This is a genomic window from Proteus sp. G2674, assembly GCF_009915195.1.
GTDB lineage: Bacteria > Pseudomonadota > Gammaproteobacteria > Enterobacterales > Enterobacteriaceae > Proteus > Proteus mirabilis.
This window is the reverse complement of the sequence record NZ_JAABLS010000021.1, coordinates 25,775-44,252: the sequence shown is the minus strand read 5'-3', so window position 1 is coordinate 44,252 and position 18,478 is coordinate 25,775. Positions and strand designations below refer to the sequence as shown.

The following is an 18,478-nucleotide window of genomic DNA, read 5'->3' as shown; positions in this document are numbered from 1 at the left end:
AATATAAATACTTAATCATTAATATATTATTTATATGTTTTTTTAAATGCTTTGTCTATATGTTTTTTATATGGATTTTTTTTTAAATTAATTGTTCCTTGTGCTAATTATGATAATCAGTTTTAAAACCAAAGGAAATGTCCATGAAAAAAAACGCTCTATTTACTGTCTCACTGTTATCTGTATTTATTTCATTATCTTGTTATGCTCATCAAGATGTTATTTTAAACCCTGATTCATTATCAGATGCACAGGTATCTATTGATAGTGACACAGGGAAAACACAAATTGAAGTGATAAATACTAATCAAGATGGTACCGCCCATATCTATTATAATCGTCTTGATGTTGGTAATTTGGGTTTATCATTAAAAAATAATGCTGAAGCAGAATTAATTATTAATGAGGTTGTTTCTAAAGATTTTTCAATTCTAAGAGGTGAGCTTGAGTTACAAGGAAAAAAGGCGACAGTGGTTATAGCTAATCCTAATGGAATTTCTTGTCGTGATTGTTCTTTCTCTGGAATTAATGATATTAAACTAATTGCAGGTAGCAGTACAGGGAAATTTTCTAAGACATTCACTATAGCAGATATAGGTTCTAGTGTTGTTTTTGATATGAGAAATAAATTAGATAAAAATGAACATAGTCATATTAATCGCAATTATAAAGATATTTCATCTGGAATGATAAATATTATCTCTAATAATGTAGACTTGATTGACGGTGATTTAAATGCTGAATATATTCGTTTTGATATAGGGTTAAGTGAGTTTAATCTTGGAGCTAAAAATGATTATAATAAATACAGCCATTTTTTGTTAAGGACAGAGGCAGGAATAAATAGTCGATATTTAATAATAAAATCAAAACAGGGTAACGTTTATAATGATGGTAATATAAATACTTTGTCACTAAATCATGAGTCTTATAGCTTAATTAATGCAGGAAACATAGATATAAATCAAGATGATAATTTATATAGAACAGCTTATGATGGGACGAAACAATCAAAAGTAATGGTTTATCAATATTCTTCTGGTCTTAATAATTCATCATTTAATGTTAAAGATAGTATTCTATTTATGAAAGCGGATAGGTTGCTTTTAGATAGAACATTTAATATTGATGATAGTTATTTATATGGAAGAGTAGGAACCATAGGAACCCTAGGAATAGGTAATATATCATTGTCGTATAATAGTGTTTTTCATATCCTCGCTGAGGATAGTATATTTCTTAGTGGTAAAATCCAGGGGGATGGTCATGTTATATTACAATTAAATGATGATAAAGTTGATATTGAAGGTAAAAACTTGTTAATAGGAACAGAGGGATTAAGATTAGAGGGGGGAACAAAATATAAATTAGGTAGATCAACTATTATAGATTATACTGAATACAAATAAGGCTATTTTAATTATTACTATCGATTTAAATCCTAACGCTAATTCAATCTTTATCTGAAGGTTGTTATATATAAATTAATATATTAAATAAAACACTCCCTGTATTATATTGAGATAATACAGGGACTATTCTTTAATTATAAAAGAAAATTATATTTGTATTTTTCGCCCAGCTAATATTGAACGCTGTGCTTGTCCATCTGCACCATAAAGTGTTGGGCTATGATTTTTCTGTAGAAAATGCAGCGTTTCACTATTGCGAGTAATATGTTGCTCTAACAATAAGCCATTGTGTTGATTAAGATGTTTTAACTCTTCCGTTAGATCAACCAGTTGCCCCCATAAATCAGCTAAAAAAGGCTGTCCTTGATAGGGTCTATCAATACCGACTTGTTTACTGAGTATTTGACGTTTTTGATCGGTATGACCTAGAGCTGTTAATACAAAATTCTTCTGTTCAGTTATTTCATGCAGCTTATTGATATCAATACTTCCTGCACATAATAACTGTTGCTCAGCACGTAAAATACCCGCAATGGTATTGAGCTGTGATAACTGAAGATCTAAGGTCTGGCGGAGTTCTTCCATCATAATCTTTAATATTATTTAGTTATGCTTTCAGCAGCTTCTCGGAAAAGTGCTTCCGCAATTTTGCTACTGTCCATTGTTAATGTTCCATCGGCAATCGCTGCTTTTAAACGGGCAACTTTCTCGACATTGATGTCTTGATTGCTAGGTTGAACTAATTTTTTCTGTGCTTCACTTAGTTTCACAGAAGTATCACCCGCCATTGCTTTTGTTTGCGTATTACCGGTTTTTCGTGCTTCTTGGGCACCTTCATTAAGGTTACGCTGAGAAATGGCCGTGATTGGGATAAGTGGATTTGTGCGTTCAATACTCATAGGAAAATCCTTTGTTAGGCATCAATTAATCGTCAGATGAAGCCATTGTAAACAACCTATGTGTTTTCGCCTATCATCTTGTAGTTTTATATCGGCAGTGTAGATATAAACTTTAATGTTATCTTACTCGTCATACTTCAAGCTGTAGCGTTGTTGGCGTCACTCATTCGCACTAGTCACATACTTATGTATGCTCCTAGCGACTCATTCGCTTGCCGCCTAGCTACAACTTGAATTATTTAGAGTATTTTCTCGTCATACTTCAAGCTGTAGCGTTGTTGGCGTCACTCATTCGCACTAGTCACATACTTATGTATGCTCCTAGCGACTCATTCGCTTGCCGCCTAGCTACAACTTGAATTATTTAGAGTATTTTCTCGTCATACTTCAAGCTGTAGCGTACTTATTAGCACTAGTCTACAAGCAGCGTTTTTATTCAACTTATAGTGCAAGAGAGTTTACCTTGCTTTGCTACCATTAAAACGGTTAACAAGTCATTTAATATAGGCTTATTCTGCTTATCGTTACCTTTAATTGTTATCTTTAATGTATTACAAGGGGATACGTACAGAGCCATTTTCAAGCGCTTCACCAGTAATAATTTGCCCTGATTTGACCCGTATACGAATACTTTCATTGGCAACGGCATTGTTAATCGCTTTTCCTTCATAACGGATTTGAAAGTGATCACCTTGTGCAAAAACCGTTACAGTCTGCCCCGCTAAAATGGCCCAAGGGCGACGGATCATGGTTGATGTTATCGGTTTTCCGGTCGCAATATGGCGCATAGCAATGGCATTTTTAATAAAAATTGGATCTCTTAACACGTCATAAGGTAGCTTTTCTAAATCACCTTTTATGATCTTAATCGAAGATGTTGTTATTACATCATCACGATTAATCTCTTTTTTAGCGACTAAATATTGTCCATAAACATTCACACCTACTTGTATAAAACGACGTTGATTATCGCACTGAATGGGGATAGAAAGACGTCCCCAATTGCGAGAGCCTGCATGCTGTAGGATTTCTTGTTGTTGGCAATGTGGCCATTTATCCTCTGGGGTTAAAACGGTTACGGTGACTTTATCGTCTTTGTGGTGGCGCGTTTGGAAAAATTGCTGTAGCGCTTCGGGTAGGGGATTGGCTATACCGCTATTTACTATAAAGAAAAAAGAAATAACACCGATAAACGTTCTAACAGACATAGTTTGTATCACCTTATAAAGTTTATGCTAATGGTGTGGTTAAACTTATTTAGCCAAAATAGTGTACATCCTCTTCACATGCCTTAAACGCATAAATAGCAATTCAATTTACCCCTATTCCTCCAATCATCTTTTTTTTGAGCGTTTATTCTGTTAACTGAAATTGTTTTATCAGCTGAGGGTAAGTGGCTTAGCCACCAAGGATAGAAGATGCTCGATAAATTAGAAAATACGTTTCATTTTCAACAAGAAGCGCTTTCACTACGTAATAAACGCCAAGAAATTTTGGCGGCAAATATTGCTAATGCTGATACGCCAGGCTTCCAAGCTCGGGATATTGATTTCGCGGCTGAGTTGAAAAAAACCATGGAAAACGGGCGTACTGGTAGTCATGGATTGCAACTGACAATGACATCAGAACGCCATATTCCCATTAAGCCGGGTTATCGTTTAGAGGCTGATTTGCTTTATCGGGTTCCTCATCAAACATCGATGGATGGTAACACGGTCGATATGGATATGGAACGGAGCAATTTTGCCGATAATAGCGTTAAATATCAGGCAGATGTGACATTTATTAACTCTCAAGTTAAAAGCATGATGGCTGTATTGCAACAAGGATAAAGAGTATGTCTTTATTTAGTATTTTCGATATTTCAGGTTCTGCACTTTCAGCACAATCACAACGTTTAAACGTCAGTGCAAGTAATATGGCCAACGTAGATAGCGTTGTGGGGCCTGATGGTGAACCTTACCGTGCAAAACAAGTCGTTTTCCAAGTGAATGCGCCGGCAGGCCAAGATATTGGTGGTGTTCATGTTACGCAAGTGGTGGATGATCCGACCCCCTTTCGTATGGAATATCAGCCAGGAAATCCATTTGCAGATGAAAAAGGCTATGTGCGTAAGCCTAATGTCGATGTCGTCGGTGAGATGATCAACACTATTTCGGCGTCAAGAAGTTATCAGGCTAACGTTGAAGTGATGAATACAGCGAAATCGCTGATGCAAAAAACGTTAATGATAGGTCAATAGGGAGAATAAATTGTGGGTATTTCTGCCTCAATGAATGAACCTACTGATAATACCATTATCGGGGAAGCGCCTTCGTCCTACCACACTAAAAAAGGGGGTAGTGATGATATCAAAGGTAATTTCCTGACGTTACTTATCACGCAGATGCAAAACCAAGATCCCACCAACCCAATGCAGAATAATGAGCTAACGTCTCAGTTAGCTCAAATTTCTACGGTTGAAGGGATAGAGACGCTCAATAAAACAGTCAATACCATTGTTGGCCAAATAGACCAAAGTCAGGCATTACGTGCAACCTCATTAGTTAACCATGTGGTGATGATTGCCGGTAATGAAATCAGCGTTGATAAGATTAATAATGGTGAAAACGCTGGATCTGATACAGATATAGATACAGATACAACACCTGATACTCAATTAGATAAGTTACCTGCATCTACTGATGTGACAGATAATAAAAATATCTTCTCCAGCGCCTTTGGTTTTGAATCCTTTAGTCCAATAGATACGCTTACAGTCAATATTACTGATAGTAGTGGGGCTAAAGTTCGCACGATCGAAATGAATTCAAAAATTCTGCCGGATGTTTATCACTTCTTTTGGGATTGCACGGATGATGATGGTAACAAAGTTCCTACTGGAAAATATCAATTTACAGTAAATGCCACATTTAATGATGCGCAAGTCCCAGTAAAAACACTTAAAAGTGCGGTAGTCAATTCCGTTTCTATGAAAGAGGGAAAACCTCATCTTGATGTTGGCCTCGGTGTCATCGTTTCATTGGACGAAATTCGTAAAGTTTTTTAATCAACATTAATTCAATAATGGAGGGCGCATGTCCTTTTCTCAAGCAGTCAGTGGTTTAAATGCAGCAGCCGCTAATTTAGATACTATTGGTAATAATATCTCAAACTCTGCAACCTACGGTTTTAAGGGGGCAACAGTCTCTTTTGCCGATGTTTTTGCCGGCTCTGGTGCAGGGCTTGGTGTAAAAGTATCAGGCATTAGCCAAAACTTTAAAGATGGTAGTATCACTACTACTAACCGCCCAACCGATGTGGCGATTTCTGGTGGTGGTTTCTTCCGTATTGAAGATAGTAACGGTGGCGTTTTCTATTCACGTAATGGTGAATTTGGCAAAGATAAAAACGGCTATCTCACTAATATGCAAGGCATGCGTATTACAGGTTATCCAGTACAAAACGTAGACGGTAAAAATGTAGTACAAAAAGGGGCAACACCAACGCCTATCATTATTCCTACCGATATGATGAATGCAAGTGCAACCGATAAAATGGATATGACGGTTAACTTGAATTCAGCTGAAGAGGCTATCGATCAAACAACACATAAATTTGATCCCAAAGATAACGATTCTTATAACTTTAGTACTAACGTGACAACCTACGATAGCTTAGGTAATGAACATAACCTGAACTTATTCTTTGTTAAAACCAAAGATAACGAATGGAGTGTTTATGCTCAAGACACCACAACAGGTGAGCCAGCACAAGATCTGGGTAAATTAGTTTATAAGGATAACGGGGTATTAGATGAAACAGCACCTAAGCTGAAAAACTTTACTACCGTTGCTTATAAAGGTTCACAACCCATGGATATGGAAATGAACTTTAGTGGTAGTACGCAGCAAAAAGTCGCTGAATCAAGTGTCTCTAAACTCGCGCAAAATGGTTACCAAGCAGGGGAATTCACCAATTTCCGTATTGAGCCAGATGGTTCCATTATGGCGACCTACTCAAACCAACAAAGCCAAGTAGTTGGTCAAATCGCATTAGCTAACTTTGCCAATCCTGGTGGCTTAAGTTCACAAGGTGACAATATGTGGTCTGAAACCAATGGTTCAGGCTCACCCATTGTTGGTGTGGCAGGCTCTGGCGTATTCGGTAAATTAACCAACAATGCCTTAGAAGCCTCTAACGTAGATATGAGCCAAGAGTTAGTTAACATGATTGTTGCTCAACGTAACTATCAATCTAATGCGCAGACTATCAAAACTCAGGATCAGATCCTGCAAACACTAGTTAGCATGCGCTAATAACGCAGGAAATCATCTGTTATGGATCATGTGATTTATACCGCGATGGGCGGTGCCAGACACTCAATGGAAAACCAAGCTGTCGTGGCGAACAATTTAGCAAATGCATCAACACCAGGGTTTAAAGCGCAACTTAGTGCGATGCGAGCCGTACCTATCAATGGCGAAACCTTACCGACGCGTACACTTACCGTCGCGTCAACGCCCGGTAGTGATCAGCGTCAGGGAACGATGAATTACACCGGCAGACCGATGGACGTTGCTTTAAGTGATAATGGCTATTTGGCTGTTCAACTTGAAGATGGTACGCAAGCGTATACCCGAAACGGCAATATTGAGCGTAACGCTGATGGCATGTTGATGGTACAAGGGCGTCTTTTGATGGGCGATAATGGCGCAATTGAAGTGCCACCACAAGCGGAAATTAGCATTGCTAATAACGGCATTGTCACGGCTCATGTCCCTACCGATCCACCGAAAATGCTAGGGCAAATTGGTCGCCTAAAAATGGTGAAGCCAGAACAAAATGATTTGGTACGAGGCGATGATGGTCTATTTCACCTATCACCTCAAGGTACAGCACGAGTGGGTGAAACATTACCTGCGGATGATAACGTCAAAGTTCTTGCTGGTGTATTAGAAGGTAGCAACGTCAATCCTGCTGAAGCTATGGTCGATATGATTGCCAATGCCCGCCGTTTCGAAATGCAAATGAAGGTGATCCACAGTGCAGATGATAATGCGCAGCGCGCTAACCAATTGCTATCAATGAGTTAAATAGTGTAAGGGGAAAACCATGATCCGTTCTTTATGGATTGCTAAAACAGGGTTGGATGCACAACAAACTAACATGGATGTGATTTCCAACAACCTCGCAAACGTCAGCACAAATGGTTTTAAACGCCAACGTGCGGTTTTTGAGGATTTACTCTATCAAACTATTCGTCAACCGGGAGCGATGACATCCGAGCAGACGAATGCGCCTTCTGGTTTACAAATTGGTACTGGTGTTCGCCCAGTGGCGACAGAACGTTTACATAGCCAAGGTAATTTAGCGCAAACTAATGGTACGCGTGATGTTGCTATCAAAGGGCAAGGTTTTTTCCATGTTCAATTACCTGATGGTACGGATGCTTATACTCGTGATGGCTCTTTTCAAATGGACCAAAATGGGCAACTAGTGACCTCCAGTGGCTTTCAAATCGTCCCAGCGATTATTTTGCCAGAAACCGCTAAAAAGGTGATGGTAGGTCGTGATGGTATTGTCAGTGTGGAGATTGAAGGATCGCCTGCACCTCAACAAGTAGGGCAATTAACCCTCACCACATTTATTAATGATAGCGGGTTAGAAAGTGTTGGGGAAAATCTGTACTTAGAAACAGCCAGCTCCGGAGCACCCACTGAGAATGCGCCGGGTATTAACGGTGCGGGCTTGTTATATCAGGGATATGTTGAAACCTCTAACGTTAATGTCGCGGAAGAATTGGTCAATATGATCCAGACTCAGCGTGCTTATGAAATTAATAGTAAAGCGATTTCAACTTCTGATCAGATGTTACAGAAACTCACGCAACTCTAATTTCGTTGATTCATTAGCCTGACAGAATTTCTGTCAGGCGTATTACTAAAAGAGTATCGAAGATGGATACAAAGGTCATTACTGACAATTCTGGGGCAAGCAAGCTTAGTGTCAGATGGCGTCGTCATCAACGTTTAGGTACCGCCCTGTTGGTACTGACACTAGCAGGGTGCGCTCAGATACCGAAAAAACCATTGGTTGAAGGACACACCACGGCAATACCTACTGCGCCCACCACACCAGCACCTAATGGCTCTATTTTTCAGGCTACTCAGCCGGTTTATTTTGGTTATCAGCCATTATTTGAAGATAGGCGACCGCGAAATATTGGCGATACATTGACTATCACCTTGCAAGAAAATGTCAGTGCCAGTAAAAACTCGTCGGCGAATGCCAGTCGCAATGGTAAAGCCGGTTTCCTTGCTTCTATTACACCAAGGTTCTTAGAAGGATTATTAGGGAATAGCCGTACTGATATGGGCATGGAAGGAAACAGTGAGTTCGGTGGTAAAGGTGGTGCTAATGCGAATAACACCTTTAAAGGCACCATTACGGTAACGGTTGATCAGTTATTGGCAAATGGCAATCTACATGTGGTGGGTGAAAAACAAATTGCGATAAACCAAGGCACTGAATTTATTCGATTTTCAGGCGTTGTGAATCCGCGCACTATCAGTGGCTCAAACACGGTAAACTCAACCCAAGTTGCTGATGCGCGTATTGAATATATCGGAGACGGTTATATTAATGAAGCGCAATCCATGGGATGGCTACAACGTTTCTTCTTAAATGTATCACCTTTTTAACGAGTAGGATCTAGATGAAAAAATTAGCGATTAGCCTTTTCTTTATCGTGATGACATGTGTCGGCTTTTCTGCCCATGCCGAACGGATCAGAGATCTTACTTCGGTTGAAGGGGTAAGAGAAAATGCGCTGATTGGTTATGGTTTGGTTGTTGGCCTTGATGGTACGGGTGACCAAACCATGCAAACACCTTTTACCACGCAAAGTCTAAATAACATGCTCTCACAATTGGGGATCACCGTACCTGCGGGCACTAATATGCAGTTAAAAAACGTCGCAGCAGTAATGGTGACAGCAAAACTACCTCCTTTTGGACGTACTGGACAATCTATCGATGTGGTTGTTTCTTCATTAGGTAATGCCAAAAGCTTACGAGGTGGTACGTTACTGATGACCCCACTTAAAGGGGTAGATAGCCAGGTTTATGCGGTAGCCCAAGGGAATATTATTGTCGGTGGCTCTGGTGCTTCTGCGGGAGGCAGTAGCGTAAAAGTCAATCAGTTAGCGGGTGGACGTATTAGTAACGGTGCCATTATTGAGCGTGAGTTACCTTCTCAGTTTGGTCAAACAGGATTATTAAACTTACAGCTTAATGAAGAAAACTTCACGCTAGCACAAAGTATTGCTGATGCGATTAATAAGCTACGTGGGGTAGGAACGGCGCTTCCTCTTGATGCCCGTACGGTGCAATTACGTGTGCCTCTTGGTAAAAGTGAACAAGTTCGTTTCTTAGCAGATGTGCAAAACCTTGAGGTAAAACGAGTTATTGCTGATGCTAAAGTGATTATCAATGCAAGAACAGGTTCTGTTGTAATGAACCGTGATGTGGTATTAGGTAGCTGTGCCATCGCACAAGGCAACTTATCTGTTACGGTAGATAGCCAAGTGAATGTGAGTCAACCGAATACCCCCTTTGCAGGTGGCAGTACGGTTGTGTCACGTAACACGAGTGTTAATGTCAATGAAAAGGGTGGTTCATTACAAAAAGTCAACGCCAGTGCTAGCCTCAATGAAGTGATCCGTTCACTCAATGCGTTAGGTGCGACCCCAACAGATCTCATGTCGATATTACAAGCGATGGAAAGTGCGGGTTGTTTACGGGCGAGATTGGAGATTATCTGATGAAAGAGTTATCTCTGCTTTCTTCAATGCCGAATATTTCAACGCCGGCATATGATAGTAACGCATTGAATAAACTTAAATATCAGGTTGGACAAAATGCTGATCAGCAAGGGCTGCGCCAAGTGGCGCAGCAACTTGAGGGGGTTTTTGTGCAAATGATGTTAAAAAGTATGCGTGAAGCTATTCCACAAGAGAGTATGTTCAATTCAGAAAGCACTAAAATGTACACCTCTCTTTATGATCAGCAAATTGCTCAAGATTTATCCAAAAAAGGCTTGGGGTTTGCTGACATGATTGAAAAACAACTGTCAGCTAAAGTAACGATGGAACCGAGCGAACTGGCCGGTAAAACGCCGATGCCATTAGACAGCAGTGATATTTTTCAATCAATGCCAACACAAGCATTAGGCCAGCTCTATCGTGCGATGCAACCGTTACAAAATGCAGTTGAAAGTACGGTAGGCAAGTTAAAAGGACTGTCTGAAAGTAGCGCTTCTTTTGCCGCTAAATTGTTAGGGCCAGCTAAACAAGCGACACAAGGTACAGGTATTCATCATCTTTTAGTTGTAGCACAAGCGGCACTAGAATCTGGCTGGGGTAAACGAGAAATTTTAACGGGTGATGGAAAACCGAGCTACAACCTGTTTGGTATTAAAGCGGGGCGTTATTGGAAAGGGCCTGTCACTAATATTATGACAACGGAAGTGATTGACGGTAAATCGATCAAGATGCGTGATAATTTCCGTGTCTACGGCTCTTATGTGGAGGCTATCCAAGATTATCTAAGATTGCTTACTGAAAGCCCGCGCTATGCCAAAGTACCGCAAGCCAAAACACCAGAACAGGCTGCTTATCATATCCAAGAAGCCGGTTATGCGACCGATCCGGGGTATGCCAAAAAACTTGTTTCTATTATAGGGCAATTAAAGGGACAGGGTGAGCAAGTTGCGAAAACCTATACGCATGATTTAAGTGAACTCTTTTAACTATTCTCCCCTCAAGTTTAGAGGGGAATAACCGATAACAAATAGCAGAGCATCCATATCAATTGCCTAGTTATGCTCCGAACATACAGGAGATGACTAAACGTAAAAGGATAGACAAATGTCCAACAATTTAATTAATACAGCGATGAGTGGGCTTAATGCAGCACAAGCTGCGATGAGCACAATTAGTAATAACATCGCTAACCAAAAAGTAAATTGGTATAACCGTCAAATGACCGTATTTAATGAAAACGGTGGCACGATGACCAGTAATGGTTATATTGGAAATGGTGTTAATGTGAGTCGTATTCATCGCGAATATAATGAGTTCCTTGCGGGACAAATGAATCGTGCGGTAACAAAACAGAGTGCTTTAAATAGCTATAACAAAAATATCTCGCAAATAAATGATTTATTAGCGGATAAAGGCAATGATGTTTCCAGTGCAATTGATGACTTCTTTACCAGCTTACCTAATGTAACGAACAATGCGGAAGATAACCCAGCCCGTACCACCATACTGGGTAAAGCGGAAGCAATGGTGAATATGTTTAACAAAGCGGATCAATCATTGCGCGATCTCGAAAAAGACATTAATAGCCAAGTCACTAATACCACTAAGAATATTAATGAATATTCCAAGCAGATAGCTAAATTAAATCAAGAAATTAGCCGCTCCCAAGGTTTTAATGGTGCCGAGCCTAATGATCTACTGGACCAACGCGACCGTTTAATTCAAGAGCTAAATACGCTGGTTGATGTACAAGTGACCCAACAAGATGGCGGATTTGTTAATGTCAGCTTTGCCAATGGTCTTCCTCTTGTTGCGGGGACTCGCTCTTATGAAGTCTCTGCTATTCCTTCCAGTAAAAACAGTGAACGCCTTGTTGTTGGTTATAGCAACGGTATTGATGAAGTCCGTGAAGTTGATGCTAAACGTATTAATGGCGGTGAATTAGGTGGCGCTTACCGTAGCCGTAATGAAGTATTAGATGCAAGCCGAAATCAATTAAACCAATTAGCTTTAGTGTTGGGGGATCAATTTAATAAACAACATGAGCAAGGTTTTGATTTAAACGGCGATAAAGGTGATAAGTTCTTCAATCTAGGTGGGGCACATACCATGCCTAATGGTAAGAACAAAGGTGATGCGACTTTCGATGTCAAATACACTGACACAAGAGAAGTTAAAGCTGCAGATTATACGGTTAAGTATGAAGGTGGTAAATGGAATGTCACTGTAGAGCCGGGTAATCGTAAATTTACAGCAACACCTAATGCAACAACGGGTGAATTAGAATTCGAAGGAATGAGCATCAAGGTCAATGGAGCTGCACAAGAGGGCGATTCTATCGTTGTTCAATCTGTAGGTAACGTGATTGCAGGGATGAGTGTTGCAATCAGCGATCCAAGCAAAATAGCAGCCGCGGGTACAAAAGACTCTGGACCTAGTGATAATGAGAACATGAAAAAATTGTTCGAATTACCCGATGAAAAACTTATCGATGGTAAAGCAACAATTGCTGGTGGTTATGGCTCACTAATAAGTATGGTGGGTAATAAAGTATATACTGCACAAGTTGATTATGATGCGCAAAATGCGATCACCAGCAGTATTTTCACACAGCAACAATCGATTTCAGGGGTCAACTTGGATGAAGAATACGGCGAAATGTATCGTATCCAAGAGTATTACATGGCAAATGCAAAAGTTATTCAAACTGCAAATACCATGTTTGATGCGATTATGCAGGTCTTATAAATCCTCTTTGATTAAGGAATAAATCGTGCGTTTAAGTTCAAATCAAATTTACACTCAGCGAGTGGATAATATTACTAGCTCGCAAAGCAGATGGATGACAGAAGGGAATAAAATTTCCAGTGGTCGACGTGTTGAAAAACCTTCTGATGATCCGATGGCGGCCTCACAAGCGGTAATGGTTAAGCAATCTGAAGCGCGTAATCAGCAATATGCGACAGCACGTGGATTTGCTAAAAACAGCATGTCATTGCAAATGAGCCTTTCAAGCCAAATGGTCAATATCACCACAAAAATTCAAGAAACATTAGTGGCTGCCGGTAATGATGGTGCATTAAGTGATGAAGATCGCGCCTCTCTTGCGGAACAATTAAGTGGTTTAAAAGATCAGTTAGTGGGTATTGGCAATACGAAAGATGGTGTTGGACGTTATGTTTTTGCTGGTTTCCAAACAGATAAACCTCCTTTTGTTGCTGACAAAACGGGTAAAATCACCTACCAAGGTGGAGACAAGCAAATTACCCAAAAAGTTGATAGCAATATTGAAATGGTATCCAACTTTACAGGGATAGAAACGTTACAATCATCGGGAGGAAAAGGCACAGAACCGGATATTTTTAATGCCTTAGATGAAGCCATCAGTGCACTACGTGAACCTCTAGTTGGAAAACCACAAGCTGATCGTGATGCTGCATTAGATAAGATTAATACGGCTAACCGTGTTAATCGCGCCACATTAAATAATATTTCTAGTGTGGAAGCTAAATTAGGTTTACAGCTTCAAGAGCTTGAAAATTTGGATAGTTTAGGTGCCGATACCTCATTAAGAAATGCTAAACGCTTAAGTGAGTTACGTGACTTAGATTGGACACAAGCAATTTCAGATTATTATCAAGAAGAGTCGGTATTACAGGCATCTTATAAAGTTTTTAATGACATGAAAGATATGTCGATGTTTAAGATGTATCGTTAATTTAGTCGTAATAGTAAATAGCATCTTATTCTATAAAATAAGCGATTATCCCTTGATATTTATCAGGGGATTTTTTATCTGTAACGAATGAAGTCAGTACAAGGTTTATGCATGACTTTAGTCGCAGTAGCAGTAAGTGCCCGTGCTGATCCTTTAGCACGAATATTAAGTTATCTAGCTGACTTTATTCATCACTGGTTTATAGCAAATGATATATTAATTGTGGAATAAACAAAACAAGTGACAAAAAGCAGATTAAATTTAATTAGCCAATGGAAAAATAGATAACACAATCTCAATCATCAGGTTTTTCAAGAAACTAATTGCTGCAATATTAAGGTAATACGATTGAATGTATCGCTAAAGACGCGCTCAGTAAACACAGGTAATGCCGGCATAATCAGTGATAACGCCAACATACCGATCGTGAGGGTAAGAGGGAAACCGACCACAAAAACAGAAAGCTGTGGTGTCATACGGTTTAAAATACCTAATGAAAGGTTGAGTACTAATAGTAGAGTAATTAATGGCATGGCTAACATCATCCCGTTAATAAATATAGTGCCACCACTTTGTACTAAAGTAAGGATACCCAATGAATTAAAGGTCTGATTTCCAATAGGAACAACATAGAAAGTATCTGCTAATACCGATAACAGCCATAAATGCCCATCAAACACCATAAAAAGCAACATGGTTAACATGTTAAAGATACGAGCAAGAATAGGCATATTCGGGCCACCTGAAGGATCGACGAAAGTCGCAAATGACAGCCCCATCTGTAAACCAATCACTTCTCCTGCATGACGTACAGAAGCAAAAGCTAACTGCATAGATAAGCCTAAAATTGTGCCAATTAAAATTTGTTGGATCAGTACCCAAAAAGCCATGATAGAAAAGAGAGGTACTTGACTTTGCGGTAGCCCCGGTGCAATTAACGCTGTGGTTAAAAAGGCGAGTCCAATACGAAATTTTTTAGGTGTCTGTTTTTCACTAAACAAAGGCGCGGTACTAAAGAGTGCCAAAATACGCACAAATGGCCAGAAAAAATCACTGATGTAGCCATTAAGTATTTCACTGGTCAAGGTTATCATTGTTATTAACCAATCATTCCTGGAATGCCCGTAAATAAGTTATGCATATAGTCTAATAGCAAACTGAGCATCCACGGGCCTGCGACTAAAATAGCCGCTAATACAGCAAGGATCTTAGGAATAAACGACAGTGTCATTTCGTTTATTTGTGTTGCCGCTTGCAGCATGCTTATTACTAAACCAGTAACCAGTGCAGACAATAATAGAGGTCCAGCAAGGGATAAGGCAATTTTCATCGCTTCCGTTCCTAATGCTAAAACAGATTCAGGCGTCATAAAGAACCTCTTTGCTAGTTAAAAAAGCTTTGAGCCAACGAGCCAAGTATTAACTGCCAGCCATCGACTAATACAAATAACATGAGTTTAAAAGGCAGTGAAACGGTGGCGGGTGGCACCATCATCATACCGAGTGCCATCAAGACGCTGGCAACCACTAAGTCTATGATGAGAAAAGGGATAAAAATCATAAAACCAATTTGAAAAGCGGTTTTTAGCTCACTGGTAATATAAGCAGGTACTAAAATTCGCATGGGTACGCTATCGCGTGTTTCAAATGCGGGGGCATCAGCAAGACGAGCAAAGAGTGCAAGATCGGTTTCGCGCGTTTGTTGCATCATAAACTGGCGCAGTGGTTGTGAGCCATTATCGAGTGCTTGTTCAAAAGTGATTTTATCTTCACTAAAAGGGAGATAAGCATCTTGATAAATTTTATCAAACACCGGTGCCATAATAAAAAATGTCATAAATAGCGCAAGACCCAGTACCACTTGATTAGGGGGAGCAGAAGGTGTCCCTAACGCATTACGTAATAAACCCAGCACAATGATAATCCGAGTAAAACTCGTCATCATCAGTAATACGGCGGGAATAAAACCTAGGGCTGTGATAAAAATCAGTGTTTGTACTGGCAATGACCAGCTTTGGCCACCTCCCGGTAATGGGTGTGAAATAACACTGGGGAATTGAGCAAACGCATGGCTTGGCAATAGTGACAAAATAAGGACACTAGCGAAGAGAGGCCAGCGCTTTAATGCGTTAAAATAAGAGACACACTGATGCATTATGAGTTGCCTTTATCTCGCTTTAGCGTTTTTTGTAATAATTGAATAAATAACGGTGAAGAAGGTGGTATAGGCGCTTCCTGCGAGGCATGATTAGGAATAGGTAAGGTGTGTAACAGATTAATCTGCGATGCCGTAACCCCTAATACAAGCCATTCCTGCTCGATTTCAACAACGACAACACGCTCTTTGGTACCTAATGAACAGCTCGCTTTAACCGTGAGTTGTGCTTGATTAGCTTTAAATGTACCGCGAGCAAAGCCAAAACGGCGGAAAAGCCACATTGCAACAATGATCAGTACAATAATACCCGCAAGCGCGGTGCTGACTTGCACAAGGCTTTGCCCAACGGGTAAAGGTTGCGCCGGTGTTTGGATAGTTTGCGTTGTGGCGGGTGCGGCAGTATTAACCGCACCTTGGCTGGAAAAGGAAGGGATCTGTTCCATAGATCAACGACTCAGACGGCGCATACGTTCTGAAGGGGTGATGATATCGGTAATGCGAACACCATATTTATCAGAAACGACCACGACTTCTCCTTGGGCGATTAAGTAGCCATTGATAAGAATATCAAGGGGTTCACCCGCAAGCCCATCTAATGACACTACAGAGCCTTGTGATAGGCTTAGGAGTTTTTTAATCGTCATTTTGGTACGCCCTAACTCTACTGTCAATTTGACAGGAATATCCATAATCAAATTGATATCAGATAGATGATTAAGCGTATCATCTTCAGGTAACAGATGTTCGAATACGTCGGAACTATTATCTTGGCTTTTGCCAGTTTGCTGTTCCATTGCATCAGCCCACATATCCTCAGCCGATTGTGAATTATCAGTTGGGCGATTTTCATCACTCATTGGTTTGTTCCTCATCCAGAGCGTTTAAAACAGGGTTAATTAAATGTTCAACACGAAGGGCGTATTGCCCATGAACTGTACCGTATTGACTTGTTAATACCGGCACACCATCAACATGTGCAATCAATCTTTCTGGTTTATCAATAGGGAGTACATCCCCTTTTTTCAGGGTAAGGACTTTTGATAAACGCAGCGGAATGTCAGTAAAGTTAGCAACCAACTCAAGCTCTGAGTGCTTAACTTGGTTAACTAAACTGTCTAACCAAACGCTATCTTCTTGGCGAAGGTTTTCAATTGGTGGATTGATTAGCCGTTCACGTAGCGGTTCAATCATGGCAAAAGGAATACAGATACTAAATTCCCCAACCATAGAGCCAATTTCTACTTGAAAAGGTGTCGTCACCACAATGTCATTTGGCGATGAGGTGATATTGGTAAATTTTACCTGCATCTCAGAACGAACATATTCAACTTGAATTTTGAAGATGGAGTCCCAAGCATCACGATAGGCATCAAGTGCCAGTTTTAACATTTTGTTGATAATACGCTGCTCTGTATTGGTGAACTCGCGTCCTTCAACGGGAATTGGAAAACGCCCATCGCCACCAAACAGGTTATCAACCGCGATATAAACCAGATTCGGCTCAAAGGTAAATAACGCTGTGCCGCGTAACGGTTTTAAATGCACCAAATTTAGATTAGTTGGTACAGGTAGGTTACGGGCAAAGTCATGATAAGGATGAATTTTTATGCCACCAACCGTGATATCAGGGCTTCGGCGAAGCATATTAAACAGCCCCATACGGAATTGACGCGCAAAACGTTCGTTAATAATTTCTAACGACTGTAACCGTTCTCGAACGACACGACGTTGCGTGTTCGGGTCATAAGGCTGAATATCCGGTTCATTCGGATCCTTCGCTATCGCAGGTTCCCTGTTCGCGCTTTTTTGGGCGTCGTCACCTGATGTGTCATCATTCAGCAGAGCATCTATCTCTGCCTGTGAAAGGATATTATCGCTCATAATGATTATCGCAGAATAAACGTGGTAAACAGTACATCGGAGAGGATCTGTTCAGATTCACCCGGTACAAGAGTCGGTCTCAGCGTTTCTTTTATTTCTGTCATGAGTTGTTGTTTCCCCGCATCTGTTGCAATTTTATTAGCGTGTTGACGAGAAAGAAGTAGTAGCAAGCGACTACGAACTTCGGGTAAATAATCATGTAAGCGCTTACGTGTATTCTCATCATGTAAGCGTAACGTGATCCCTATGTAGAGTACGCGATCTAAATGTTCTTCTTCATCAATCAGATTGATGGTAAAAGGCTCTAATGACATAAAAACGGGGGCCGGTATAACTTTTTGCTGACTAGTGCCCGTAGTACCTGATTTAGCATGCTTCAATGCCCACCAACTATATCCACCGAATGCCGCTGCAATAATGGCGATCACCAATAATAGGATGATCAGAATTAAGCTATAGCTTTTACGTTCATTGCTGTAATTAGACATGGACAGTTAAATTCCTGTTTTGTAGTGGATACGTGTTCACTTTTGTGGACTTCCATATCCATCTAAATCAACCTTAATTATCCCGCTATTTCTGTTTTTTAATGGCAGAAACAGATAGG

The 18,478-nt window shown here is 40.2% G+C and carries 22 protein-coding genes; 12 read left to right on the top strand and 10 right to left on the bottom strand.

Going from position 1 to position 18,478, the window contains the following annotated elements; genetic code table 11:
• The first annotated feature begins 143 nt into the window (after nt 1–143).
• Nucleotides 144–1,409 (top strand): two-partner secretion domain-containing protein, encoded by a 1,266-nt coding sequence (locus GWI58_RS10120; protein ID WP_161769148.1) that lies wholly within the window; start codon nt 144–146, stop codon nt 1,407–1,409.
• A 150-nt stretch (nt 1,410–1,559) separates the two neighbouring features.
• Here GWI58_RS10120 and GWI58_RS10115 read toward each other — a convergent pair whose 3' ends face one another.
• The 3 genes from GWI58_RS10115 to flgA all read right to left on the bottom strand — a co-directional run bounded on the left by GWI58_RS10115 (nt 1,560) and on the right by flgA (nt 3,519).
• The gene (locus GWI58_RS10115) at nt 1,560–1,997 is read right to left on the bottom strand and encodes a flagella synthesis protein FlgN (protein WP_223842416.1); all 438 of its coding nucleotides are present in this window, start codon (nt 1,995–1,997) and stop codon (nt 1,560–1,562) included.
• A 14-nt stretch (nt 1,998–2,011) separates the two neighbouring features.
• Nucleotides 2,012–2,311 (bottom strand): flagellar biosynthesis anti-sigma factor FlgM, encoded by a 300-nt coding sequence (gene flgM / locus GWI58_RS10110; protein ID WP_004248342.1) that lies wholly within the window; start codon nt 2,309–2,311, stop codon nt 2,012–2,014.
• A gap of 551 nt (nt 2,312–2,862) precedes the next feature.
• Nucleotides 2,863–3,519 carry a flagellar basal body P-ring formation chaperone FlgA gene (flgA, locus tag GWI58_RS10105; protein ID WP_161769147.1) on the bottom strand — a complete coding sequence of 219 codons (657 nt, stop codon included), beginning with the start codon at nt 3,517–3,519 and terminating at the stop codon, nt 2,863–2,865.
• A 210-nt stretch (nt 3,520–3,729) separates the two neighbouring features.
• Here flgA and flgB point away from each other — a divergent pair, with 210 nt between their 5' ends.
• The 11 genes from flgB (at nt 3,730) to flgL (ending at nt 13,833) form a co-directional block, all read left to right on the top strand.
• Nucleotides 3,730–4,143, top strand: a complete 414-nt coding sequence (gene flgB, locus GWI58_RS10100) for a flagellar basal body rod protein FlgB (RefSeq protein ID WP_004243538.1) — start codon at nt 3,730–3,732, stop codon at nt 4,141–4,143.
• Nucleotides 4,144–4,148: 5 nt separating this feature from the next.
• Nucleotides 4,149–4,553, top strand: a complete 405-nt coding sequence (flgC, locus tag GWI58_RS10095) for a flagellar basal body rod protein FlgC (RefSeq protein WP_004243537.1) — start codon at nt 4,149–4,151, stop codon at nt 4,551–4,553.
• Nucleotides 4,554–4,565: 12 nt separating this feature from the next.
• On the top strand, nt 4,566–5,360 hold the full coding sequence (locus tag GWI58_RS10090; protein WP_161769146.1) for a flagellar hook assembly protein FlgD: 795 nt from the start codon (nt 4,566–4,568) through the stop codon (nt 5,358–5,360).
• A 28-nt stretch (nt 5,361–5,388) separates the two neighbouring features.
• Nucleotides 5,389–6,609, top strand: coding sequence for a flagellar hook protein FlgE (flgE, locus tag GWI58_RS10085; RefSeq protein ID WP_004243535.1), 1,221 nt, complete (start codon nt 5,389–5,391; stop codon nt 6,607–6,609).
• Between the two features lie 21 nt (nt 6,610–6,630).
• Entirely contained in the window at nt 6,631–7,386 is a 756-nt protein-coding gene (locus GWI58_RS10080) for a flagellar basal body rod protein FlgF (protein ID WP_004248338.1), read from the top strand.
• Between the two features lie 19 nt (nt 7,387–7,405).
• The gene (gene flgG, locus GWI58_RS10075; RefSeq protein ID WP_004243533.1) at nt 7,406–8,188 is read left to right on the top strand and encodes a flagellar basal-body rod protein FlgG; all 783 of its coding nucleotides are present in this window, start codon (nt 7,406–7,408) and stop codon (nt 8,186–8,188) included.
• Between the two features lie 62 nt (nt 8,189–8,250).
• The gene (locus GWI58_RS10070; protein WP_004243532.1) at nt 8,251–8,994 is read left to right on the top strand and encodes a flagellar basal body L-ring protein FlgH; all 744 of its coding nucleotides are present in this window, start codon (nt 8,251–8,253) and stop codon (nt 8,992–8,994) included.
• A 14-nt stretch (nt 8,995–9,008) separates the two neighbouring features.
• Entirely contained in the window at nt 9,009–10,115 is a 1,107-nt protein-coding gene (locus tag GWI58_RS10065; protein ID WP_004243531.1) for a flagellar basal body P-ring protein FlgI, read from the top strand.
• A complete protein-coding gene (gene flgJ / locus GWI58_RS10060; RefSeq protein WP_004243530.1) occupies nt 10,115–11,101 on the top strand; it encodes a flagellar assembly peptidoglycan hydrolase FlgJ in 987 nt (328 codons plus the stop codon). Before GWI58_RS10065 ends, flgJ begins: the two co-directional genes overlap by 1 nt.
• Before the next feature lie 118 nt (nt 11,102–11,219).
• On the top strand, nt 11,220–12,863 hold the full coding sequence (gene flgK / locus GWI58_RS10055) for a flagellar hook-associated protein FlgK (protein ID WP_110229108.1): 1,644 nt from the start codon (nt 11,220–11,222) through the stop codon (nt 12,861–12,863).
• 25 nt (nt 12,864–12,888) lie between these two features.
• Nucleotides 12,889–13,833 carry a flagellar hook-associated protein FlgL gene (gene flgL / locus GWI58_RS10050; protein ID WP_004248336.1) on the top strand — a complete coding sequence of 315 codons (945 nt, stop codon included), beginning with the start codon at nt 12,889–12,891 and terminating at the stop codon, nt 13,831–13,833.
• 311 nt (nt 13,834–14,144) lie between these two features.
• On the opposite strand, the gene fliR is transcribed toward flgL, so the two are convergent.
• Genes fliR through fliL form a run of 7 tightly spaced genes read right to left on the bottom strand, consistent with a single transcriptional unit; the run spans nt 14,145 to nt 18,359 of the window.
• On the bottom strand, nt 14,145–14,927 hold the full coding sequence (fliR, locus tag GWI58_RS10045; protein WP_004243525.1) for a flagellar biosynthetic protein FliR: 783 nt from the start codon (nt 14,925–14,927) through the stop codon (nt 14,145–14,147).
• 5 nt (nt 14,928–14,932) lie between these two features.
• The gene (gene fliQ / locus GWI58_RS10040) at nt 14,933–15,202 is read right to left on the bottom strand and encodes a flagellar biosynthesis protein FliQ (RefSeq protein ID WP_004243524.1); all 270 of its coding nucleotides are present in this window, start codon (nt 15,200–15,202) and stop codon (nt 14,933–14,935) included.
• A gap of 14 nt (nt 15,203–15,216) precedes the next feature.
• Complete coding sequence (gene fliP, locus GWI58_RS10035) at nt 15,217–15,987, bottom strand: flagellar type III secretion system pore protein FliP (RefSeq protein ID WP_004248331.1); 771 nt, start codon at nt 15,985–15,987, stop codon at nt 15,217–15,219.
• A complete protein-coding gene (gene fliO, locus GWI58_RS10030) occupies nt 15,987–16,433 on the bottom strand; it encodes a flagellar biosynthetic protein FliO (RefSeq protein ID WP_004243522.1) in 447 nt (148 codons plus the stop codon). Before fliO ends, fliP begins: the two co-directional genes overlap by 1 nt.
• A 3-nt stretch (nt 16,434–16,436) precedes the next feature.
• Nucleotides 16,437–16,847: a flagellar motor switch protein FliN gene (fliN, locus tag GWI58_RS10025; protein ID WP_161769145.1), complete on the bottom strand. Its 411-nt coding sequence runs from the start codon at nt 16,845–16,847 to the stop codon at nt 16,437–16,439.
• Nucleotides 16,840–17,871: a flagellar motor switch protein FliM gene (gene fliM, locus GWI58_RS10020; protein WP_004243520.1), complete on the bottom strand. Its 1,032-nt coding sequence runs from the start codon at nt 17,869–17,871 to the stop codon at nt 16,840–16,842. The genes fliN and fliM overlap by 8 nt, the downstream gene beginning before the upstream one ends.
• A gap of 5 nt (nt 17,872–17,876) precedes the next feature.
• Entirely contained in the window at nt 17,877–18,359 is a 483-nt protein-coding gene (fliL, locus tag GWI58_RS10015) for a flagellar basal body-associated protein FliL (protein WP_004243519.1), read from the bottom strand.
• Nucleotides 18,360–18,478 lie beyond the last annotated feature (119 nt).